This window comes from Dactylosporangium sp. CS-033363, assembly GCF_050942475.1.
Classification (GTDB): domain Bacteria; phylum Actinomycetota; class Actinomycetes; order Mycobacteriales; family Micromonosporaceae; genus Dactylosporangium.
Genome location: NZ_CP192032.1, coordinates 10421381 through 10441989 on the forward strand (window position 1 = coordinate 10421381; position 20609 = coordinate 10441989).

Genomic DNA, 20609 nt, shown 5'->3' on the forward strand with positions numbered 1-20609 from the left:
ACCGCCGCCCCGCTGCATCGGCGACGTGTAGGGTCAGTCCCAGCTGAAGTCTTCGGTGACGAAAATGTGCTCAGGCGCGGCCGGGGACAGTTGTGCCGTGCCGACGAGCCCGGGTCGCGACCGGCCGAAGGCGGTCGAGTCATCAGCGTTCGCCGCAGCGGCTGACAGGCCTAACGCCATCGATCCAACTCCGATGGTCACCGCCAGCCGTACAATCCACCGGCCGAGCGTCTTGTCGCGCATCTGTTGCTCCCATGCGATCGCTGTGACACGTGGCCCGGTTTTGTTACCCACGATCGTGCCACAAGCCACGTCAGGACCAACAGAGCGCGGGCCAAGATGACGCGGTCGCGCGGAAGAATCGACCTTTCGGCCGATTTCAGGTCTGGCGGACCGGCTATATCACCTCACTCGTCGCAGCGTCCCCGCAACGTTTCGGCGCCGTCGGCAGTCGGCCTTCGTCGAACCCTGCCACCGCTTCCTCCATCGTGGTCCGCCGTTCGGCTGGCCCAAGTCCGCCCAAATCGGGCCCTCCTTCGTGTCTTCCGTGTCCGAACGACCTACCACGGCCGAACATTCAAATCGCGGACACCACGGCCATTGCGACTTACTAGACGCACCCACTGGAACCGGACAATCCCTCACCCCGCCGCGGCATTTTCTCCCGCGGCTGCGACGCTCGGCTGATGGCTCTATGGCGGTTCGCGATCCACCGCCCTCTCGGCGCGCGCACCGCCTGGGTGCGCTGAGCCGGCACCACGCACTGGGCGCCGTTCCCTATTACTTGTTCCTGGCGCTCGCCGACCCCTCTCCTGCTTCCGCACTGGCCGCCCTTCGCGCCTGAAGAGGGCGGCCACCGCACCCGGACCGGTCACCGGCTTTCCCGCCGCCGGCTTCGGACCCGCCTCGCGGGGGCCGTACGCCGGCCCTACCGCGCCCGACCCGTTCGTGCCGAACCCATTTCCGTGCCTGACCTGTTCCGTGCCGAATCCGTCTGCGCCCGACCGGTTTCTGGGCCCGACTCGCCCTGTGCCCGACTCGCTGGGCCCTGCCCTGCCTGCCCTGCCTGCCCTGCCTGCCCCCCCGTCCCCTCCCCCGCCCGCCCCCTGCCCCGGCCCCACCGCGCCCCGGCCCCGCCGCCCTACGCGACCCGCCCGCCCGGGACCGCCTTCAGCGCCCCCTGCCGATTGCGCGCCTTCCGCTTCGGCCGAGCCGCCACGATCTCGCGCCACTCCGCCTCAGCCCCGACCACCGAGGCCTCGATCCACTCGACCGCCTCCAGCTCGGTGCCGAACTCCCGGGTCCGCACCCGACCCTCCGGCCCACCCCGGCGAAGCTCGACCTGCCACCGACCCTCGGCCGCGTTGCGCACGTAGACGTCACGGCGCGTGAGCCGCGACCAACTGCCGTTCCACCACCGTCGCTCGTTCATGGGTACATCTTAGAACTGGTGTACGACATTTTTTGGGGCCGCCGAGTCGCACCACCCTCTCGGGTGCGGTGTTACCTTCCGAACGTGGAGTTTCCGGGGAAGGGTCTCGCCAAGGGACTGGCCGTCACGCTGGGCACGATGACCAAGCGGTCGCACACCCAGCAGTACCCGGACGTCGAACCCGACCTCCCGCCCCGCTCCCGCGGCGTGATCGCGCTGCTCGAGGAGAACTGCACCGTGTGCATGCTGTGCGCGCGGGAGTGCCCGGACTGGTGCATCTACATCGACTCGCACAAGGAAGAGGTCCTGGTCCCCGGCGCCGCCCGCGCCCGCCAGCGCAACGTCCTCGACCGGTTCGCGATCGACTTCTCCCTCTGCATGTACTGCGGCATCTGCATCGAGGTCTGCCCGTTCGACGCGCTGCACTGGTCGCCGGAGTTCGAGTACGCCGAGCACGACATCCGCGACCTCCTGCACGAAAAGCAGCGGCTCGAGGAGTGGGTGCCGACGGTACCGGCGCCGCCCGCTCACGATCCGCGGGGCGAGCCGGCCAAGGAGCAGACGGCCGCCGCCAAGCGCGCCGCCCGCGACGCCGACTGACCGTTCCCGCGATGCCGAACTGACCGTTGAGGTCGTCCGACTACGCGGCAGACGCCTGCGCAAGCTGAACCGGAGCACGCGCAGACCGAACCCCGTGGAGCGCATCTTGATGTTGCGCGGGAACCGAGGGTGATCGCGAGGCGGCCCGGCGGTCGATTCCTGTCATACCCGGATGGCAGGATGACGCGCAGAGAAAGGGGCGCAGCGATGACCGTGGCGGACGTGCTCACACTGGCGCTCGGCGCGGTTGCGCTGGGGGCCGGCCTACTGGTCGTGACGACCCGCCATGTCGTGCGCGCCGGCCTCTGGCTCGTCGTCGCCCTGGGCGCGATCGCCGGCCTCTACCTGGTGCTGACCGCCGAGCTGGTCGCCTGGGTCCAGGTGCTCGTCTACGTCGGCGCGGTCGTCGTACTGCTGCTCTTCGCCGTGATGCTCACCCGAGCCCCGATCGGCGCGAGCGACGACCTGGACCGCACCCGATGGCCCGGGGTCCTGATAGGCGCCGGCGCCGGAGCCGGACTGGCCGCATTGCTCATCGACGCATTCCGGTGGACCCGGCTCGACCTCCCGGAACCGGGAACGGCCGAGCGCCTGGGCGCTGCGCTGTTCCGCACCTGGGTACTGCCCTTCGAGCTCGTCTCGGTCCTGCTCCTGGCCGCCCTGGTCGGCGCGATCGTGGTCTCCCGCCCGGACATCGGTACCCGCATGACGGGACGGGGGCGCGGCTGATGCATCCCGTCCTGCCCTTCACCATCGCGGCCCTGTTGTTCGGCATCGGGGTGTACGGCGTCCTGGTACGCCGCAACGCCGTGCTCCTGCTGATGGCCGTCGAACTCATGCTCAACGCGGTCAACCTGGTCTTCGTGTCGGCGGACGCGACGATTCGAGCCGCCGTCCCCAACGCCGGGCAGTCGTTCACCCTGTTCGTGATCGTCCTGGCCGCCGCGGAGATCGGGGTCGGTCTGGCCCTCATCCTGCAGCTGTACCGGCTCCGCCAGACGGTCGGCGTCGACGACCTTCCCCTCGGCGACGGGCCCGCTCCCCCGCCACCGCCGACAACTCCCCGGCTCGGCTCGCAGCCAATGGCCCTGTCGGAAGAAGCAACACCGACCGACGTCGAGGTCGGACGGACCGACGTCGAGATGCCGGGCGCCGACGAAGAGACCGCAGGGGGCGCCGACGAAGTGACCGCAGGTGGTGCCACCGAAGCAAGGGGCGCCGCCGAGGCCGCGAGCGCCGACGACGAAACGCCACGGGTCGACGACGAGGTTGTAGGGGCCAGCGACGAAGGGGCTCAGGCCGACGGCAGGGCCACGGTAGTCGGAGATGACGTGGCCCAGGTCGACGACGAGCGGGCGCAGGCCGACGACGAGGCTGTTCGGATCAGCGGAGGAGAGGTGCGGGCCGGCAGCGACGTAGCGGCCGGCACCGAAGCCGGGTCCAGCGCCGGAGCTGAGCCCGACGCCGGCACCGAAACTGAGCCCGGTGCCGGAGCGGAGTTCGACGCTGAGCCCGGTGCCGAAAATGCGGCTGGTGCCGAAGCTGAGGCTGGCGCCGGAGCTGAGACCGGAGCCGGGGCTGGCGCCGGAGCTGAGACCGGAGCCGGGGCTGGCGCCGGAGCTGAGACCGGAGCCGGGGCTGGCGCCGGAGCTGAGGCTGAGACCGGAGCTGAGGCTGGTCGGGCTGGGGGCGACGGTGATCCGCCCGGCGGGGTGCGAACCGATCGCCAAGGTCAATCCGATGAAGAGGCGGACGGCACGAACTCGGGTGGATCGGGGGTGGCACGGTGAGCGTCGATGCACTTGGTGCCGCTCTGCCGGCTGTGCCGTTGGGGGCGGGGCTGGTTGGGCTGCTCTTGCGGTACAAGATGAGGGGCTTTTCGGTTCTTCTGGGTGTTGGCGGGGCAGCCATTGCGCTTGGGCTGGCGGTTGCCGTGGCGCTGCGGGGGGTGCGCGGGGCGGATTCCGGGGTCACGGTCGCGGAGTTTGGCCGGGTTGTGGTGACCTTCGGGACCTGGTTGGACGGGCCGGCAGGGCTGGTCGCCGTGGCCGTGGGGGTGGTTGCGCTCTGCGTTCAGATTTATTCGGTCGCGTATCTGCACGATGACTTGCGGTACGCGCCCTATGCGGCGCAGGTGAGCCTCTTTACCGGGGCGATGTTGCTGGTGGTGGTGTCCGGGGACCTGATCGCGTTGTTGGTCGGGTGGGAGGTCATGGGCATTTGCTCGTACCTGTTGATCGGGCACGATCGGCGGCTGCCCGAGGCGCCGCGGGCTGCGGTGAAGGCGTTCCTGGTGACGCGGGTCGGTGACATCGGGTTTCTGCTCGGGATCGTGGTGCTGGGGCTGCACGCGCGCAGTTTTCGGATCGCCGATGTGTTCGCCGCTGCCGGGTCGGGGGCGATCTCCGGTGGGACGCTGACGGCGGCGTGCGTGTTGCTGCTGGCGGGGGTGGCGGGGAAAAGCGCGCAGTTCCCGCTGCATACCTGGTTGCCGGATGCCATGGCTGGTCCGACGCCGATTTCCGCTTTGATCCACGCGGCGACGATGGTGGCGGCGGGGGTGTACGTGGTGGCGCGGCTGTATCCACTGTTCGAGCGGGCTCCGGCGGCGCTGGTTGTGCTGGCGGTGATGGCCTCGGTGACCATGCTGCTCGGGGCGCTCAGTGCGCTCGGGCAGGACGACATCAAGCGGGTGCTGGCCTGGTCGACGGTCAGCCAGCTCGGGTACATGACGGGGGCGCTCGCGGTGGGGGCGCCCTCGGCAGCGCTGTTCCACCTGCTGACGCACGCGGCGTTCAAGGCGCTGTTGTTCCTGGCGGCCGGGTCGGTGATCCACGCGGTCGGGAGCAACCTGATGGCGACGATGGGCGGGCTGCGCGGACGGATGCCGGTGACGTTCTGGACCATGACGATCGGGCTCGGGGCGCTGGCCGGGGTTCCGCCGCTGGCCGGGTTCTGGAGCAAGGACGCGATTCTCGAGGCGGCGACCGGGGCCGGGCCGGTGCCGCGCGGGGTGGCGTGGATGGTGCTCGGGTCGGGGGCGGTGACGGTGGCGCTGACCGCGGCGTACGTGGTGCGGCTCTGGCGTCGGACGTTCTTCGGGGCGCCGCGCACGGACGCGGCCGCGGCGGGGCACGAGCCGCCGTGGGCGATGCGCGGGACGCTGGTGGTGCTGGCCGTGCCCGCGGCGCTGCTCGGGCTGGCCGGTCTCTTCGCCGGGTTCAGCGAGCGGCTCGGGGCCGACGAGCGGGTCGCGCATCTGGGCTGGATGACGCTGGTCGCGCTGGCGCTGCTGGCCGTCGGAGGGCTGGTCGCGTGGCGGCGTGATCCGGTCGCGGCTCTGCCTGACACGGCGGTCGGGCGGGTGCTGGCCAATGCGTTCTACATAGACGCGGTGCAGGATGCGGTGGTGACTCGGCCGGTGACGGCGCTGGCGCGGCTGGCGCGGCGCGGGGACGAGGGGCTCGTGGACGGGGCCGTCGAGGGGGTCGGCGCCGGCGCCGGCGGGCTCGGCGGGCTGCTCGCGCGGGTCCACACGGCGGCGTTGCCTCGGGCGGCGACCGCGGTACTGGCCGGCGGCGTGGTGCTGGCGGCCGTGATCGTCGTCGCGCTGGGGGTGGGGCGATGAGTTCCGCGCAGGCGTTGTTGCTCGCGGCGTTGTTGTTGCCGGCGATCGGGGCGCTGTTCGCGGCCGCGATGCCGGGGCGGCTGGATCGGGCCGGGCGGGTCGGTGGGACGGTGTTTGCCGCCGCCTCGCTCGGGGTGGTTGTGGCGCTCGGGCTGGCTCGTACGGCGGTGCCGGGGGTGCGGCGGATCGAGCCGTTCGCCGAGATCGATGTGCCGTGGGCGCCGACGCTCAGCCTGCGGTTTCACATCGGCGTGGATGGGATCTCGTATCCGCTGGTGGTGCTGACCGCGCTGTTGACCGTGTTGTGCTGTGCGTACTGCTTGTGGCGGGTGCCGGAGCCGGGGCGCGGGCGGCTGCTTGTTGCGCTCCTGCTGGTGCTGCAGGCCGGCATCACGGGGGTGTTCCTGGCCCTCGATCTGGTGCTGTTCTTCGTGTTCTTCGAGGTCGTACTGCTGCCGATGTACGCCGTGATCGCGGTCTGGGGCGGGTCGGAGCGGCGGCGGGCGGCGCGGAAGTTCGTGCTGTACACCCTCTTCGGCTCTGTGCTTTTGCTTGTCGGGGTGTTCGTCGTGGTCTCGTCGGCGGGCACCGGGGACCTGGTGGCGCTGAGCGACCCGGCGGTGCGGCCGATGTCGGCGGGGATGCAGCTGCTGGCGTTTGTGCTGCTGGCGGTGGCGTTCGCGGTGAAGAGTCCGCTGTGGCCGCTGCACACGTGGCTGCCGGCGGCGCACACCGAGGCGCCTACGGTCGGGTCGGTGATCCTGGCCGGGGTGCTGCTGAAGATGGGCACGTACGGGCTGCTGCGGGTCGCGGTGGGGGTGGCGCCCGACGGGGCCGCTCGCGCCGCGCCGGTGCTCGGGATTCTGGCGACGGCGGCGATCCTCGCGGGTGGCCTGATCTGTTTGGCGCAGACGGAGTTGAAGCGGCTCATCGCGTACTCGTCGGTGGGGCACATGGGCTTCGTCCTGCTCGGCGTGGCGACGCTGACGGCGACGGGCATGCAGGCGGCGCTCATCGGCAACATCGCGCACGGGCTCGTGACCGGGCTGCTGTTCTTCGTGGCCGGCGCGATCAAGGACCGGACCCACACCGGGGAGCTCGATCAGCTGGGCGGGCTGCGGGAGACGGCGCCGGCGCTGAGCGGGGTGCTGGCGTTCGCGGCGATCGCCTCGCTGGGGCTGCCGGGGCTGGCCGGGTTCTGGGGTGAGGCGTTCGCGGTGGTGGCGGCGTTCCAGCGCGGCGGGGGCCTGTGGACGACGCTGGGCGTTCTGGCCGCGGTGGGGGCGGCGCTCGCGGCGGCGTACTTCCTGCGGCTGCTGCGGCGGGTCACCCACGGCGCCGCGACGCCGCTGGTCGCGCAGCTCGCCGCGCCCGTCCCGGTGGCCGCCGGCGTCTCGCCCGCGGCCGAAGAGGATGCGGCGCAAGCGGTCGGTGGTGGGGCAACCAGCGACGAGAGCGGATCGAGCCGGGGCGTGGGGCCGACCCGAGCCTTGGCGCGGCTGACCGCCGGTGAGCTGGTCGCGTGGGCGCCGTTGATCGTGCTCACGCTCGTCGTGGGGGTGGCGCCGGCGGTGGCGCTGCACTGGTCCAACGCGGCCGTCGAGGCGCTGGCGGGGGTGTTCGGGCGATGAGGATCGACCAGGTGGCGCTGATTCCCGCGTACGTGGCGGCGGGGACGGCCGTGCTCGCGCTGCTCGTGGACCTGTTCGTGCCCGGCCGGCGGGGGCCGGTGATGGGGGCGACCGCGCTCGGGATGGCCGGGGTGATCGCCGCCGCGATCGCGGTGGGGGTCGGGGGTGAGCATCGGACGGCGTTCTGCGTCGGGCCGGATCAGTGCTCGCTGGTGCTCGATCCGGCGGCCGCGATCGTCGCCGGGGTGTTCGCCGCGCTCGCGCTCGGGGCGCTGGGGCTGTCGGTGCCGCTGCTGCGGACCGGGGAGGTGCCGGTCGGGGAGTACTGCTTCCTGCTGGCCTGCTCGCTCACCGGCGCCGTGGTGCTGGGCGGGGCGCGGGACCTGATCACGCTGATCGTGGCGCTGGAGACGCTGACGCTGCCGCTGTACCTGCTGGTGGGGTTGCGGCGGGGTGCGCGCGAGGGCGGTACCGCCGCGGTCACGTTCTTTGTGGTGAGTGTTGTTTCGACCGCAGTGGCGCTGCTCGGGGCGGCGCTGGTCTTCACCGCGACCGGCGGGGTGCACTTCTCGGACATCGCGGCGGGGCCGGCGCACCTGGCCGGGCAGTCGGCGGAGGTCGGCGCGCCGGTGGCGGCGACCGGGGCGCTGCTGAAGGTCGGCGTGGTGCTGCTGCTGGTCGGGCTCGGGTTCAAGGTCGCGGCGGTGCCGGCGCATGCGTGGGCGCCCGCGACGTACGACGGGGCGCCCTTGCCGATCGCGGCGTATCTGTCGACGGCGTCCAAGCTCGGTGGGGTCGTCGCGCTGCTGCTGGTCGGGGTGTCGGCGGCGCGGCCGGTGCTCTCGACGTCGGGGCTGACGCTCGCGGTGCTGGCGGCGGCCAGCATGACGGTCGGCAACCTGGTGGCGCTGCGGCAACGGCGGATGGTGCGGCTGCTGGCGTGGTCGTCGGTGGCGCAGGCCGGCTATCTGCTCGCGCCGCTCGGGGCCCTGATCGCGGCCGACGAGGTGACGCCACTGCTGGTGGCGGCCGCCCTTGGATATGCCTTCTTCTATGTCGTACTGGAGTTCGCCGCCTTCGGAGCGCTGGTCGCGGTGCGCGGGGCGGGCGACGGCGGGGAGATCGCCGACTACCGGGGGCTGGCGCGGCGCTCGCCGTGGCTGACCGCGGTGCTGGTGCTCGCCCTGGCCGGGCTGGCCGGGTTGCCGCCGGGGCTCGCTGGGCTGTTCGCCAAGGTGGCGGTGGTGCGCGCGCTGCTCGGCGGGGATGCGACCTGGCTGGCGATCGTGGTGGCGGTGAACGCGGTGATCGGCCTGGCGTACTACGTCCGGGTCGGCGCCACCTTGTTCTCCCCCGCCGAGGTGAGGGGTGACGTGACGCAGCGCACGCGGGTGCCGTGGTCCGTGGGAGTTTCCGTGGCGTTTGCGGCGGTTGCGGCGGTCCTGGTCGGATTTGGACCGGAGCTGGTGATGCGGGCGGCCGGCATGTTCGGATGAGCTTTCAGCTAGCTCACAGCGAGCATTGGGAAGGGGTACGGGGAGTGGCGCTGTTGTAGGGAGCATGCAGCACAGGCATTTCAACGGCGTGAAGACGGCGGCCCTCCTCGGGCTGCTGACCTCCATCATTCTGCTTGTCGGCTACTGGCTCGGCGGTAGCACCGGTCTGGTCATCGCCGTGTTCCTGTCGCTGGGCATGAACGCGTTCAGCTACTTCTACTCCGACAAGATCGCGTTGCGGGCGATGAACGCGCAGCCGGTCACCGAGGCTCAAGCGCCGCAGCTGTACGCCATGGTCCGCGAACTGGCGACCTCGGCGGGACAGCCGATGCCGCGGCTGTACATCAGCCCGACCCGGCAGCCGAACGCATTCGCGACCGGGCGCAATCCGCAGAACGCCGCCGTGGCGGTCACCGCCGGCATCCTGGAGATGCTCACCCCCCGGGAACTGCGGGGCGTGATCGGCCATGAGCTCTCCCACGTGTACAACCGCGACATCTTGATCTCGAGTGTCGCCGGCGCCCTGGGCGGCATGATCACCATGCTGGCCAACCTCGCGATCTTCCTGCCGCTCGGCGGGTCGAACGACGACGAGGAGGGGCCCGGCATCGGCGGGCTGCTGCTCATGATGATCCTCGGCCCGCTCGCCGCGACCGTGATCCAGCTGGCGATCAGCCGGAGCCGGGAGTACCAGGCGGACGAGTCGGGCGCGCAGCTCACCGGCGACCCGCTGGCCCTGGCGAGCGCGCTGCGGAAGATCCACCGGGGTACCCAGGCCATGCCGCTGCCGGCCGACGGTCAGCTGGCGAGCCAGGCCCACCTGATGATCGACAATCCGTTGCGCGGGGGCGGCATCGCCTCGCTGTTCTCGACGCACCCGCCGATGGAGCAGCGGGTGGCCCGGCTCGAGCAGATGGCCGGGCTGGCGTTGCACCGGTAATCGCCAAACGCCCAGCTCACGGGCGTGTCGTTCACTCGGACAGGTAGTCGCGCAACGACGGCCGTGTAGCGTCTGCACCCATGGCTCAGACGCTCCACGCCGTGCTCACGGACCCGGACGAGTCCACAGAGCGTGACATCGAGATCCGCGAGGCGGACAGCTTCCTGCTCGTACGCGCCCCGAACGACCTGGCCGGGCTTCGCGATCTCGCCGATTTCCGCGATCTTGCCGATCGAGACGGGTCAACCCGCGAGGTGACTGTCAGCTAGGCTGCGCGGCCATGGGTGCAATCAGGCCATGGCACGTTCTGCTGCTGCTCTGCTGTCTTCTGGTGGTCGCCGCGGTCGCCACGACCATCATCGTGGTCACGCTGCGGCGCGGGAAACGATAGACAACCGAACGCCGCCCCGGCCCCTCGCGAGGGAACCGGGGCGGCACCGTTTCAGCGGTAGTTCGTGAACTGCAGCGCGATGCCGAAGTCCTCCTGCTTGAGCAGGGTGATCACGGCCTGCAGGTCGTCCTTCTTCTTGCCGGTCACGCGCAGCTGGTCGCCCTGGATCTGGGCCTGGACGCCCTTCGGGCCCTCGTCGCGGATCTTCTTCGAGATGGCCTTGGCCTTCTCCGACTCGATGCCCTGAATGATCTTGGCGTCGATCTTGTACACCTTGCCCGAGGCGCGGGCCTCGCCGGCGTCGAGGGACTTGAGCGAGATGTTGCGCTTGACGAGCTTCTCCTTGAAGACCTCCAGCGCGGCGACGACCCGCTCCTCGGTCTCGGCCTGAAGGGCGACCGCCTCCTCGCCGGACCACTTGATCTCAGCGCCGGTGCCGCGGAAGTCGAACCGCTGCGCCAGCTCCTTCTCGGCCTGGTTGAGCGCGTTGTCGACCTCCTGCCGGTCGACCTTGCTGACGATGTCGAACGAGGGTGCCGAAGCCATGGCAGACGCTCCCTGTTACTGCGTGCGTTAGACGGGTGTGGGCGTGCCGAGGGTACCCGTTTGCAAACCCCCGGGGGCCTACCGCTATTCTGGCTTCCGCCAGGCGGGTTGCCCGAGCGGCCAATGGGAGCGGACTGTAAATCCGTCGCGAAAGCTACAGAGGTTCGAATCCTCTACCCGCCACTGGCAAGACTGAAGGGCCTGTCACCAGGGTATGCCCCCGGGTGGCAGGCCCTCAGTGTCACGACAGCAGTCGCCCGATGCCGCCGCGGCGGGGATCGCCGGCGGCGCCGGCCACGCCCACGGCGCTCACCCCGCCGAAGTAGTGGTCCATCTTGTCCCAGCGCTGGATCTTGTACCCCGCCTCCTGCAGCGCCTCCAGCTCATCCTCCGGATACCCCGGCTCCGCATGCACCAGGTCCGACACCACATGGAACCGAGGCCGATGGATGGCCGAGAAGGTGTCAGTCCCGTCGACGAGCGTGTTGATCAGGGCGTGCAACAGCGCAGTCCGAATGCGAGTAGCGCCAGCCGACCCGATCGCCAATAAGAGCGGTCCATCCGGAGCGGTCACCACCGTCGGGCACATGCAGGACGCCATGCGCTCCCCAGGCAGCGTCCCCGGCCGGATGAGTTCCCCCTCGCCCAGCATCGAGTTCAGGTGAATCCCGAGCCCGTCCAGCCAAACCCCAGATCCGATCCCCAGCGTCAGCGTGATGACGCAAGCGTTGCCCCAAGGGTCGACCACCGAGATGTTGGTCGTGTCGCCCAGCCGCTGCGTCCCATAAGCCCGCAACGCGTCCGCCAATGCCACCGCCCGCGCCGGGCGGCCCATCGACTCCAGGTCCGGCAGCGACCCGAGCGTCACGATGAAGTCATTCAGGTCCGGCCGGGCCGAGACGGTCAGCCCCGCCAGCGAGGCCGAGGCCACCGGCTGCGCCAGCACCCGGTACGAGGCCAGATCGGCGGGCGTCAGAATCCCGCCCCCCGCCGCGATGGTCGACACCATCTGCTGCCCGATCCGCCCCGTGTAGAACGCCCCCGGGCCCTCGTCCGCCAGGATCCCCAGCGCCAGGTCCAGCCCCGGGTGGTACAGCAGGTCCCCGCCCGCCAGCAGCCGACCGGCCGGCGCGTACACCTGCGAGCCCAGGCCCGGCAGCATCGCCGGCGCCAGGGACTCCAGCGTCGCGGCATGCGGCTGCGGCAGGAGCGTTCCCGAGCGGGCGAGCGACAGGGCCGGCGCCACCACCCGCGGCCACGCCAAGCGGCCCCAGCGCTGGTGGATCGCCCCCGCGCCGGCCGGAACCCCGGGCACGCCAACGCTCGAGGCGCCGATCTCGTACCGCTGCGGCACCCCGCCGAACGCCACCGCGATCGGTTCCATCGGGGCCGCGGGGCGCCCGGCGTCTAGGCCGGGGACCGAGCAGAAGAAGTCCAGGCACGTCGTCGTGCCGGTCGAGGCCTCGTAGAACGTGGCGAAGCCGCCGCCCGCGATGCCGGTCAGGACGCTCTCGGCCACGCAGCTGGCCAGCATGGCGGCCACGGCGGCGTCGGCGGCCGTGCCGCCGTCCTGCAGGACGCGCAGGCCGACCTCGGTCGTCGCGGGATGTCCGGCGGCGACGCCCGCAGAAATTGAGGAATTCTCGCGGTAGCATCCGTGGACCATGGACCACCCGTCGGTTTCGCTGCCCGGTCGCGTGCGGGCGGGGTACGCGCTCGGCTCGCTCGTCACGGGCGCGTTCGGCACCGTGCCCGGTTTGTTGCTTCTGCCCTACCTGACCGACACCCTCGGGGTCGCGGCCGGGATCGCCGGGCTGCTCGTGCTCGCACCGAAGGCATGGGACGTGCTCATCAACCCGGTTGCCGGGAGGATCTCCGATCGTACCCGCACCCGATGGGGCGCCCGCCGACCATTTTTGCTCGGGGCCGGGCTGGCGGTGGCGGTACTGTTCGCGTTGATTTTCGCGGCACCGGTGAAAAGCGGCGTATACGTCGCCTTGATGTTCCTGGCGACGGCCACGGCGTACGCGTTCTATCAGGTGCCGTATGTCGCGATGCCCGCCGAAATGACCGATGACTACAGCGAGCGGACCCGCCTGATGACCTGGCGCGTCGCGTTGCTCGCGGTCGCCATCCTGGTGTCGGGCGCGCTGGCGCCGGTGGTCACCAAACAGTTCGGCGACGGCATTCCCGGCCATCGCGCCATGGGAGTCTTCGTCGCCGCACTCATCGTCGTCGGTACCCTCGGCAGCTTCTTCGGCACCCGCAAGGCCCCCGTCGGCGCCATTACGCAGAGCGAGCCGAGCCTGGCCGCGCAGCTGAAAACGGCACGGGCGAACAAGGCATTCACCCGATTGCTCATCTGCTTCATCATTCAGGCGGCCGGAATCGCCACCATGCTGGCCGGCGTGAGCTACTTCGCCACCCAGATCCTGGCCGATCCGGACACGGGATCGACATTGCTCTTCGCGTGTTTCGTCGGGCCGGCGCTGCTCGTCATGCCGCTCTGGTCGCGAATCGGAGCAAAAATCGGCAAACTCCGCTCGTACGTCCTGTCCTCCCTCATCTTCGCCGGTGCCGCCGCGCTCATCGCCTTGGCGCCGGTGCTGCCCAACGCCGTCGTGTACGTGCTCACCGGCCTGGTCGGCTGCGGCTACGCCGGCCAGCAGGTCTTCGGGCTGGCCATGCTGCCGGACTGCATCGCCTTCGACGCCGCGCGCACCGGCCGCCGCCAGGCCGGGGTGTTCACCGGGCTGTGGACGGCCGGGGAGACGTTCGGCCTGGCCCTGGGCCCGGGGATCTTCGCGCTGCTCCTGGCCGCGACCGGGTACGTCTCCAGCGACTCTGGCACCGCCGTCGCGCAGACCGACACCGCGCGAATGGGTGTGCAGCTCGGCTTCACGGTGATTCCCGCCGTTGTCGTCGCATTGGCGCTGTTCACTCTGCGAGGCTATGACCTGAACGAAGCGCGACTGTCGGAGGGCGAAGCACTTGAACGCACGGCCTGAGCACGACCTCGGCGGAGCCGAGGCCGACCGCCGCGGAGGGTTGGACCTGTGAGCGCGTTGCCTGAGCGGGGCATCCCGGCCAGGGACGTGCTCGCGGAGCTCGACGAGCTGCGCGCGCACGACCTGCCGACGCACGGCGGCCAGTTGTTCGCCTACGTGTACGACCCGGGCCTGGCCGGCCTCGACGACCTGGCCGCGGCCGCCCACGCGAGGTCGGCGCACGTCAACGGGCTCGATCCGACCGCCTTCCCCTCGCTGCTCGCGATGGAGAACGACCTTGTGGCGGCGGCCGCGCAGGTGCTCGGCGGCGACGAGCGGGCCGTGGGGAGCGTGACCTCAGGCGGTACCGAATCCCTGATCCTGGCAGTGAAAGCGGCCCGCGACGGACGGCCCGAGATCGCCCGGCCCCGGCTGGTCATGCCGGTCACCGCGCATGCGGCGCTGGCCAAGGCCGCGGCCTATCTGCGCGTCGAGCTCGACACCGTGCCGGTCGACCCGGTGTCGCTGCGCGTCGATCCGGCGGCGGTCGCGGCCGCGATCACCCCGGAGACGGTGCTCGTGGCCTGTTCGGCGCCGTCGTACGCGCACGGGCTGATCGACCCGGTCGAGCCCATCGCCGCCGCGGCGCAAGCGGCCGGGGTGCGCTGCCACGTGGACGCCTGCTTCGGCGGGTGGACGCTGCCGTACCTGCGCCGGCTGGGCGAGCCCATCCCGCCGTTCGACCTGTCGGTGCCCGGGGTCACGAGCATCTCCGTCGATCTGCACAAGTACGCGTACGCGCCCAAAGGCGTCTCCGTGCTGCTGCACCGCGACGAGGCCCTGCGCGCGCCGCAGTACTTCGGCTACGCGGACTGGCCCGGGTACACCATGGTCAACCCGGTCATCTCCTCGACCCGCTCCGGCGGCCCGATCGCCGCGGCGTGGGCGACCCTGCGGCACATCGGCGACGACGGATACCTGGCGCTGGCCGCGAAGACGCGTGACGCCACCCGCGACATCGCCCGCGCGGTGGCGCGGATCGAGGACTTCACGGCGGTACCCACGGAATCGACCGTCGTCGCGTTCATGTCGTCCGGCGTCGACCTGTTCGTGCTGGCCGACGAGCTCGCGGCGCGGGGCTGGCACACGCAGCCGCAGTTCCGCCACGGCGAGATTCCGGCCTCGGTACACCTCACGGTGACCGCGGCCGTCGCCCCGCGGGTCGGCGATTTCGAGGCCGACCTGTCCGCCGCGGTCGCCGCGGCGCGCGCGCACGGACCGATCGAGCTGCCCGACGGCCTGCTCGAACTGCTCGGCAGCGCCCCGGTGGACCAGATCGCGGCCGCGCTGGGCGTCGGCGAGGGCGGGGGGCTGCCGGAACGCATGGCGCCGATCAACTCGCTGTTGAATGCCGTCGATCCAGCAGTACGAGAGCAGCTTCTGGTGGCTTTTCTCAGTCTCCTGCAGCGACCTTCACGGCGGCCGTGAGCACGAGCTGGGCCAGCGCGGCGGGGACCAGGACGAGCCAGCACAGGCGCTGGAGCTGGTCCTCGCGCAGGCGCGGGTAGGACACGCGCACCCAGATCACCACGAACGACACCGCGAAGATCTTGATCAGCGTCCAGGCCCACCCGAGCTCGGCGTCCAGGCCGAACGGCCCCTTCCAGCCGCCGAGGAACAGCACGGTGGTGAGCGCGGCGATGACGACGATCCCGACGTACTCCGCGAGCAGGAAGAACGCGAACCGCAGCCCGGTGTACTCGGTCATGTAGCCGAACACCAGCTCGGAGTCCGCGATCGGCATGTCGAACGGCGGCCGGCGGATCTCGGCCAGCCCGGCGATGAAGAAGACGAGCATGGCCGGCAGCTGCCACAGCAGCCACCAGGGCCGCCACGCCTCGACGATGCCGGAGAGCGACAGGGTGCCCGCCGCCATCGCGACCGAGAGCGCCGAGAGAATGAACGGCAGCTCGTACCCGAGCAGCTGGGCCGCCGCGCGCAGGCCCCCGAGCAGCGCGTACTTGTTGGCGCTGGACCAGGCGGCCATGAGCACCGCGACCACGCCGATGCCGACCACCGCGAGCACGAAGAACAGCCCGATGTCGAGCTTCTGGGCGACCAGCCCGTTGGGCCCGAGCGGGATCACGAGCAGCACGACCAGGTACGGCAGCAGCGCGATCACCGGCGCCAGCCGGAACACCGCCCGATCGGCCGCGCGCGGCGTGATGTCCTCCTTCTGCACGAACTTCACGCCGTCGGCGACGAGCTGGGCCCAGCCGTGGAAGGCGCCCGCGTACATGGGCCCGAGCCGGCCCTGCATGTGCGCCATGACCTTGTGCTCGGCCTGCCCCACGATGAGCGGCAGCGTCAGAAACGCGATCACGACGCCGAGCACGCGGATCGCGACATCCAGCCAGACCGGCATCACTTCGGCCACTCTTTTGGATCCGGTACTCCCGGTGGCCGCATCGGCGCCCGCTTGCTCACGGTGTGCTCGCTCTCCCCGGGCTCCTTCGCCCCGGGCCAGGGCTTGGCCACCCGCGAGGCGAGCACGAACTCCTTGCGCAGCGGATGCCCCTCGAACTCGTCCGGCAGCAGCAGCGGCTTGAGCTCGCCGTGCCCGGTGAACCCGATCCCGAACATCTCGTGCGTCTCCCGCTCGTGCCACGCCGCGCCCGGGTAGATGTCCTTGACACTCGCGATGGCGGGCGCGGAGCGCGGGATCTCGGCCCGGATCAGCACGCCCCGCTTCTCCGTGGTCGACCAGAGGTGCACGACGAGCGTGAACCCGCCCGGCAGCTCGTCGACGGCGGAGAGCCAGTCGAAGTAGTCGTACCCCTCGCTCTTCGCGGTCTCGATCGCCTCGGCCCACCGCTCGGCGGCCACGTCGACGGTCGGGCGGGCGAACTGGCCCCCGCCGCTCTCGGACGTGTCACCCAGGTCGAAAAGGCTCATGGCTTCACTGGCTTCACCGGCGATGCCGTGAGCGCCTTGACGTCGGGCCGCGGGGTCCCGCCCAGCCCGGCCTGCTCCCCGGCGATCTTCTCCTGCAGCCGCATGATCCCGTGCAGCAGCGCCTCGGGCCGCGGCGGACATCCGGGCACGTACACGTCGACGGGGATGATCTGGTCGACGCCCTTGGTGACCGAGTACGAGTCCCAGTACGGCCCGCCGCAGTTGGAGCAGGCCCCGAACGAGATCACGTACTTCGGCTCGGGCATCTGGTCATAGAGCCGCTTCACGGCCGGCGCCATCTTGTCGGTCACGGTGCCCGACACCACCATGAGGTCGGCCTGCCGCGGCCCATGGGCGAACGGAATCACCCCGAGGCGCATGAAGTCGTGCCGCCCCATCGAGGTCGCGATGAACTCGATGGCACAACAGGCCAGCCCGAAGTTGAACACCCACAGCGAGTAGCGCCGCCCCCAGTTGAGCACGAACTTGATCGGCTCACCCAGCACTCCCGACATGGCGACAGCGTACTCGTGCCACGGCCTCCGCGACGCGGGGTAGGAACGTGCTTCGCGCTCCCTCGACGTCGACCACCGCCAGATACCCGTGCAGCCGCCAGAGTTCCTTCCGCTGGGCGAAGCCTTCCTCGATGGCCTGGACCTCCCGGTACCCGTCGAAGAGCGCCTCGCGCACGGGCGCGAAGTAGTCGACGAGGGCCAGGTCCGCCTCGGGATGCCCGTAGGAGGCTCGGCACCACGTCGGGGATCTCGGCTTGGCCGACCGCACGCTCGACGGCTCGCGCGAGTTCTTCGGGCAGCCGAGCGTCTGCGAGCCGGGGCTTGATCCGGCGCTCGAGATAGCACTCCCGCCACGTGTTGGCCGCGACGGGCCGGTTGTCCTGCAGGAACGGGCCGAGGAGCCATCAAAAGCTTCAAGCCGCATTTTGTACTTTCTGTGCCCGTGCAAGGTCGCGAGAGCCCGACGAGTTCGAGTCCCTTGGCCTCGGCCTCGAACTGCACGCGGTTCCCGAGCTTCGCGAACACCCTCAACGCGCCGGCCCGATAGATCCCGGCCGGGTGGGACGCGAGGTCATCCAACGAGACGAAGTCGTCGACCCGCCCGATCGCGGCGCCGACGGCTTTCAGGAGTTGCGGTTCGAGCAGCGGGTGCCACGCATGCCGAATAGCTCCACGCCGATGAATGACGCCGCCCCTGCCGCCGTCGAGCATCTGCGAAACCGCCCTAGAACGCGCGATATTCGACTACCAGGATCACGCCGCCGTCCGGTTCGTCGACCCAATCCACTACCACGCCGCTGTTTACAACCTGGTCACCGACCCTCGCGCGAACTGGGGTGCCAATCACCTCCTCGCGGCTGTGCTCCAGTGCAAACTCTGGCTTCATGGAGAGTTCGAACTGCTCGGGCCCTGTCGGGATCTCGTAGCGAATTGACGTTGCGCGGTCAGGCATCGACGCCCCCACCCTTGGAAGATAGCGACCAAGGTACCGGCATCGGAGATGGCACGCACGTTCGATTCGCGAAGGTCGGGACGACGCCACGACCGCACGGACTACCAGCTGGGCGCCATCGAGCTTCAGTCGCAATAGGTATACCGGCCGATCACTCTTCGTAAACGAGCGTGCTGGTCGACCGCGCGTTGCCTTAAAACGTTGCGGCCGAGGTTCGGTGCGACTATTAAAAGACAAGCGAGTTAACCCTACGAGTGACTAACCTTGGTAGCCGCCACATGAGCGATGCGATCGATTTGGCTTCAGGTAACTGGCGAAAGTCGCCATGCCTGGGCTGCGGAGAACTCACCAGGCGCGCCCGAGACGCGTGGATTGAAATCGTCGGGACCAGAAGCGGCAGCTGGCTTGCGGCAGTTAACGTCGACCCTCTACGGATGGTTGCCGACGAACTTCCCCCTCCCGCCGACGAACCGCTGGTCGCACTTGGCGTTGCTCACAACGTCTGCTTGGAACTGTCCGTAGCGCGTCTCCGTCGGCGCGAGATTGAACTTCCAGACGTTCTGCCGATCGCCATGCTAGAGGTACTTGACCACAACACGCCTCTACGCCAACCGCAGGACCCGACGCCCGTCGGAGAATGCCCGTTCTGCCAGGGACACGGTCGGCATATCACGAATGAAGACATTTACCCGAAGTGGCTACTGAGGTATCTGGAATCACGTGGCGCCCGAATGGTCCGCGACGACCGGACTGCCCGGCGGCTCGGCGGGCTGGTGACACCAGTATGCAACGACTGCAACAACACCTGGATGTCCACGATCGAAAATGATGTCAAGTACATCATTGTCTCAATGTTGAACGAACCTCGTGGCATTTCAATCGATGAGCAGCGGCGTCTGGCGTTGTGGGCTGCGGTCAAAGGCGTTCTGTTTGACCGGGTGGGTGGCGCTCCAGTTTTGCCGTTGGGCGTCGGGCACGATCTGAACATCAAACGCCGACCGCACCCTGAGATGCGCATCTGGATCGCAGCCTATTCAGATATGAGCAGCGTACTCGAAGCGCACCCGTGGCGAATCTTCACGCCGAAGGGCAGTTCCTCTGATCACCCCGACGAGTTACTCGGCTACTGCATGACGTTCTCGATTGTCCATCTGGTCTTCCAAGTCTTCGTGCCCATCATCGGTGGCTCGCTCGCGGAGCTGGAGAATTTCGACGGATCGGTATTGCAGATCTGGCCTACCGCGGCCGAGGAGTTGTCGTGGCCGCCGAGGTGGCAGTTCGACCGGCACTCCATTGTCGCCCTGGCACGCCGGATTTTTGACAATCGAGAGCCCGTGGAAATGGAGGTGACCCTCAAGCGGACGGACATCCACGAGCCTCGCAGGAGGCGACCATTCCTAGAGGGACCCGCACTATGACGGCTGAGCACACGCGCCTACAGCAGGACGAGGTCGTCTCGGTGGACTACTTCGCGTTCGTAGGCCGGGCCCAGCTCCGCGGCCAGGTCGCCCGTTGAGCGGCCCAGCAGTGGCGGTAGCTCCGTCGCGTCGTAGTTGACCAGACCTCGCGCCACCGGTACGCCGCCGCCATCCACGAGGTCCACCGGGTCCCCCGCGGCGAAGCGTCCGTCCACCGCCGTAATCCCCGCCGGCAGCAAGGACGCGTGGCCGGCCACCACCGCTCGCACCGCCCCCGCGTCCAGGACCAGGCGGCCCCGGGGCGAGGTGGCGTGGGCCAGCCAGAACAGCCGGGCCTGCGGACGTTCCCGCTGCCGGTGGAACAGTGTGCCGACGGTCTGACCGGTCAGGACCGCCGAGGCCTGGGGAGCCGAGGCCAGTACCACCGGAATCCCGCTCGTCGTGGCGATCCGTGCCGCCTCGACCTTCGTGACCATGCCGCCGGTGCCGACCCCCGCCTTGCCCGGGCGGCGGATGTCCACCCCGTCGAGGTCCGCGAAGGTGCGGACGTCCGTGATCGGGGACGAGGTCGGGAGGGAAGGGTCGCCCGTGTACAGGCCGTCCACATCGGACAACAGGACCAGCAGGTCGGCGTGGACCAGGGCGGCTACCAGAGCGGCCAGGCGGTCGTTGTCGCCGAAGCGGATCTCCTGCGTGGCCACCGTGTCGTTTTCGTTCACGATGGGGATGGCCTTGAGATCCAGCAGGCGGCGCAAGGTTCGGTACGCGTTGCGGTAGTGGGCCCGCCTCGTCACATCGTCGACGGTCAGGAGGACCTGGCCCACCACTCGGCCGTGGTTGGCGAAGGCGTCGTTGTACGCGCGCATCAGCAATCCCTGGCCGACGCTCGCTGCTGCCTGCTGGGTCGCCAGATCTCTTGGGCGGCGTGGCAAGCCCAGCGGGGACAGGCCCGCGGCGATGGCGCCCGACGAGACCAGGACCACCTCGGCCGGCGTCGCTGTCAGGGCGTCTACCAGGGCGTTCACTCGTTCGAAGTCCAGGCCGCCCGTGGCGGTGGTCAGGGAGGACGAACCGACCTTGACTACGATTCGCCTTGCCTCCGTGACCTGTTCTCGCAC

19 protein-coding genes, 1 tRNA gene and 2 pseudogenes are annotated in these 20609 nt (G+C 69.9%); 12 read left to right on the top strand and 10 right to left on the bottom strand.

Annotated elements, in window-relative coordinates:
• Positions 1 to 33: 33 nt before the first annotated feature.
• A complete protein-coding gene (locus ACQPZ4_RS48125) occupies positions 34 to 243 on the bottom strand; it encodes a hypothetical protein (RefSeq protein ID WP_433052515.1) in 210 nt (69 codons plus the stop codon).
• A gap of 898 nt (positions 244 to 1141) precedes the next feature.
• On the bottom strand, positions 1142 to 1432 hold the full coding sequence (locus ACQPZ4_RS48130; protein WP_433052518.1) for a hypothetical protein: 291 nt from the start codon (positions 1430 to 1432) through the stop codon (positions 1142 to 1144).
• 63 nt (positions 1433 to 1495) lie between these two features.
• Between ACQPZ4_RS48130 and ACQPZ4_RS48135 the strand changes: the two are divergent.
• The 8 genes and pseudogenes from ACQPZ4_RS48135 to ACQPZ4_RS48170 all read left to right on the top strand — a co-directional run.
• A pseudogene (locus tag ACQPZ4_RS48135) lies at positions 1496 to 2029 on the top strand (NuoI/complex I 23 kDa subunit family protein); the annotation flags it as partial.
• 210 nt (positions 2030 to 2239) lie between these two features.
• Positions 2240 to 2761 carry an NADH-quinone oxidoreductase subunit J family protein gene (locus ACQPZ4_RS48140; RefSeq protein WP_433052521.1) on the top strand — a complete coding sequence of 174 codons (522 nt, stop codon included), beginning with the start codon at positions 2240 to 2242 and terminating at the stop codon, positions 2759 to 2761.
• Positions 2761 to 3141: pseudogene (gene nuoK / locus ACQPZ4_RS48145) on the top strand (NADH-quinone oxidoreductase subunit NuoK); the annotation flags it as partial. The gene ACQPZ4_RS48140 and the pseudogene nuoK, both read left to right, overlap by 1 nt.
• Positions 3142 to 3818: 677 nt before the next feature.
• Complete coding sequence (locus ACQPZ4_RS48150; protein ID WP_433052524.1) at positions 3819 to 5660, top strand: NADH-quinone oxidoreductase subunit 5 family protein; 1842 nt, start codon at positions 3819 to 3821, stop codon at positions 5658 to 5660.
• A complete protein-coding gene (locus ACQPZ4_RS48155) occupies positions 5657 to 7291 on the top strand; it encodes a complex I subunit 4 family protein (protein ID WP_433052527.1) in 1635 nt (544 codons plus the stop codon). Before ACQPZ4_RS48150 ends, ACQPZ4_RS48155 begins: the two co-directional genes overlap by 4 nt.
• On the top strand, positions 7288 to 8787 hold the full coding sequence (locus ACQPZ4_RS48160; protein ID WP_433052530.1) for an NADH-quinone oxidoreductase subunit N: 1500 nt from the start codon (positions 7288 to 7290) through the stop codon (positions 8785 to 8787). Before ACQPZ4_RS48155 ends, ACQPZ4_RS48160 begins: the two co-directional genes overlap by 4 nt.
• A 64-nt stretch (positions 8788 to 8851) precedes the next feature.
• Positions 8852 to 9727: a zinc metalloprotease HtpX gene (gene htpX, locus ACQPZ4_RS48165; protein WP_433052533.1), complete on the top strand. Its 876-nt coding sequence runs from the start codon at positions 8852 to 8854 to the stop codon at positions 9725 to 9727.
• An 80-nt stretch (positions 9728 to 9807) separates the two neighbouring features.
• A complete protein-coding gene (locus tag ACQPZ4_RS48170; protein WP_433052536.1) occupies positions 9808 to 9996 on the top strand; it encodes a hypothetical protein in 189 nt (62 codons plus the stop codon).
• Positions 9997 to 10169: 173 nt separating this feature from the next.
• On the opposite strand, the gene ACQPZ4_RS48175 is transcribed toward ACQPZ4_RS48170, so the two are convergent.
• Positions 10170 to 10664: a YajQ family cyclic di-GMP-binding protein gene (locus ACQPZ4_RS48175; RefSeq protein ID WP_433052539.1), complete on the bottom strand. Its 495-nt coding sequence runs from the start codon at positions 10662 to 10664 to the stop codon at positions 10170 to 10172.
• A 102-nt stretch (positions 10665 to 10766) separates the two neighbouring features.
• Between ACQPZ4_RS48175 and ACQPZ4_RS48180 the strand changes: the two genes are divergently transcribed.
• Positions 10767 to 10847, top strand: a tRNA-Tyr gene (locus ACQPZ4_RS48180).
• Between the two features lie 58 nt (positions 10848 to 10905).
• Here ACQPZ4_RS48180 and ACQPZ4_RS48185 read toward each other — a convergent pair.
• Positions 10906 to 12330, bottom strand: a complete 1425-nt coding sequence (locus ACQPZ4_RS48185; RefSeq protein ID WP_433052542.1) for a gamma-glutamyltransferase — start codon at positions 12328 to 12330, stop codon at positions 10906 to 10908.
• On the opposite strand from ACQPZ4_RS48185, the gene ACQPZ4_RS48190 reads away from it, so the two are divergent.
• Together ACQPZ4_RS48190 and ACQPZ4_RS48195 are read left to right on the top strand one after the other, a co-directional pair.
• Positions 12329 to 13672 (top strand): MFS transporter, encoded by a 1344-nt coding sequence (locus ACQPZ4_RS48190; protein ID WP_433052545.1) that lies wholly within the window; start codon positions 12329 to 12331, stop codon positions 13670 to 13672. The genes ACQPZ4_RS48185 and ACQPZ4_RS48190 overlap by 2 nt on opposite strands.
• Before the next feature lie 48 nt (positions 13673 to 13720).
• Positions 13721 to 15139: a pyridoxal phosphate-dependent decarboxylase family protein gene (locus tag ACQPZ4_RS48195; protein ID WP_433052548.1), complete on the top strand. Its 1419-nt coding sequence runs from the start codon at positions 13721 to 13723 to the stop codon at positions 15137 to 15139.
• On the opposite strand, the gene nuoH is transcribed toward ACQPZ4_RS48195, so the two are convergent.
• The 5 genes from nuoH to ACQPZ4_RS48220 form a co-directional block, all read right to left on the bottom strand.
• On the bottom strand, positions 15105 to 16076 hold the full coding sequence (gene nuoH, locus ACQPZ4_RS48200; RefSeq protein WP_433052551.1) for an NADH-quinone oxidoreductase subunit NuoH: 972 nt from the start codon (positions 16074 to 16076) through the stop codon (positions 15105 to 15107). The genes ACQPZ4_RS48195 and nuoH overlap by 35 nt on opposite strands.
• The gene (locus tag ACQPZ4_RS48205) at positions 16076 to 16606 is read right to left on the bottom strand and encodes an NADH-quinone oxidoreductase subunit C (RefSeq protein ID WP_433052554.1); all 531 of its coding nucleotides are present in this window, start codon (positions 16604 to 16606) and stop codon (positions 16076 to 16078) included. Before ACQPZ4_RS48205 ends, nuoH begins: the two co-directional genes overlap by 1 nt.
• Positions 16603 to 17121 (bottom strand): NADH-quinone oxidoreductase subunit B, encoded by a 519-nt coding sequence (locus ACQPZ4_RS48210; protein WP_433052557.1) that lies wholly within the window; start codon positions 17119 to 17121, stop codon positions 16603 to 16605. The genes ACQPZ4_RS48205 and ACQPZ4_RS48210 overlap by 4 nt, the downstream gene beginning before the upstream one ends.
• Positions 17102 to 17545, bottom strand: a complete 444-nt coding sequence (locus ACQPZ4_RS48215) for a fructosamine kinase family protein (RefSeq protein ID WP_433052560.1) — start codon at positions 17543 to 17545, stop codon at positions 17102 to 17104. The genes ACQPZ4_RS48210 and ACQPZ4_RS48215 overlap by 20 nt, the downstream gene beginning before the upstream one ends.
• Positions 17546 to 17845: 300 nt before the next feature.
• The gene (locus ACQPZ4_RS48220; protein ID WP_433052563.1) at positions 17846 to 18073 is read right to left on the bottom strand and encodes a hypothetical protein; all 228 of its coding nucleotides are present in this window, start codon (positions 18071 to 18073) and stop codon (positions 17846 to 17848) included.
• 278 nt (positions 18074 to 18351) lie between these two features.
• Here ACQPZ4_RS48220 and ACQPZ4_RS48225 point away from each other — a divergent pair, with 278 nt between their 5' ends.
• Positions 18352 to 19491, top strand: a complete 1140-nt coding sequence (locus ACQPZ4_RS48225; RefSeq protein ID WP_433052566.1) for a hypothetical protein — start codon at positions 18352 to 18354, stop codon at positions 19489 to 19491.
• A gap of 17 nt (positions 19492 to 19508) precedes the next feature.
• Here ACQPZ4_RS48225 and proB read toward each other — a convergent pair whose 3' ends face one another.
• Positions 19509 to 20609, bottom strand: coding sequence for a glutamate 5-kinase (proB, locus tag ACQPZ4_RS48230; RefSeq protein ID WP_433052569.1), 1101 nt, complete (start codon positions 20607 to 20609; stop codon positions 19509 to 19511).

Excerpts from the sequence above, each read along its gene's own strand:
- ACQPZ4_RS48220 (WP_433052563.1), bottom strand. The coding sequence starts at position 18,073 with ATGCCTGACCGCGCAACGTCAATTCGCTACGAGATCCCGACAGGGCCC.
- nuoH (WP_433052551.1), bottom strand. The coding sequence starts at position 16,076 with ATGCCGGTCTGGCTGGATGTCGCGATCCGCGTGCTCGGCGTCGTGATC.
- ACQPZ4_RS48215 (WP_433052560.1), bottom strand. The coding sequence starts at position 17,545 with ATGCGGCTTGAAGCTTTTGATGGCTCCTCGGCCCGTTCCTGCAGGACA.
- ACQPZ4_RS48155 (WP_433052527.1), top strand. The coding sequence starts at position 5,657 with ATGAGTTCCGCGCAGGCGTTGTTGCTCGCGGCGTTGTTGTTGCCGGCG.
- ACQPZ4_RS48205 (WP_433052554.1), bottom strand. The coding sequence starts at position 16,606 with ATGAGCCTTTTCGACCTGGGTGACACGTCCGAGAGCGGCGGGGGCCAG.
- ACQPZ4_RS48125 (WP_433052515.1), bottom strand. The coding sequence starts at position 243 with ATGCGCGACAAGACGCTCGGCCGGTGGATTGTACGGCTGGCGGTGACC.
- ACQPZ4_RS48175 (WP_433052539.1), bottom strand. The coding sequence starts at position 10,664 with ATGGCTTCGGCACCCTCGTTCGACATCGTCAGCAAGGTCGACCGGCAG.
- ACQPZ4_RS48130 (WP_433052518.1), bottom strand. The coding sequence starts at position 1,432 with ATGAACGAGCGACGGTGGTGGAACGGCAGTTGGTCGCGGCTCACGCGC.
- htpX (WP_433052533.1), top strand. The coding sequence starts at position 8,852 with ATGCAGCACAGGCATTTCAACGGCGTGAAGACGGCGGCCCTCCTCGGG.
- ACQPZ4_RS48140 (WP_433052521.1), top strand. The coding sequence starts at position 2,240 with ATGACCGTGGCGGACGTGCTCACACTGGCGCTCGGCGCGGTTGCGCTG.
- ACQPZ4_RS48185 (WP_433052542.1), bottom strand. The coding sequence starts at position 12,330 with ATGGTCCACGGATGCTACCGCGAGAATTCCTCAATTTCTGCGGGCGTC.
- ACQPZ4_RS48170 (WP_433052536.1), top strand. The coding sequence starts at position 9,808 with ATGGCTCAGACGCTCCACGCCGTGCTCACGGACCCGGACGAGTCCACA.
- ACQPZ4_RS48160 (WP_433052530.1), top strand. The coding sequence starts at position 7,288 with ATGAGGATCGACCAGGTGGCGCTGATTCCCGCGTACGTGGCGGCGGGG.
- ACQPZ4_RS48210 (WP_433052557.1), bottom strand. The coding sequence starts at position 17,121 with ATGTCGGGAGTGCTGGGTGAGCCGATCAAGTTCGTGCTCAACTGGGGG.
- ACQPZ4_RS48225 (WP_433052566.1), top strand. The coding sequence starts at position 18,352 with ATGAGCGATGCGATCGATTTGGCTTCAGGTAACTGGCGAAAGTCGCCA.
- ACQPZ4_RS48190 (WP_433052545.1), top strand. The coding sequence starts at position 12,329 with ATGGACCACCCGTCGGTTTCGCTGCCCGGTCGCGTGCGGGCGGGGTAC.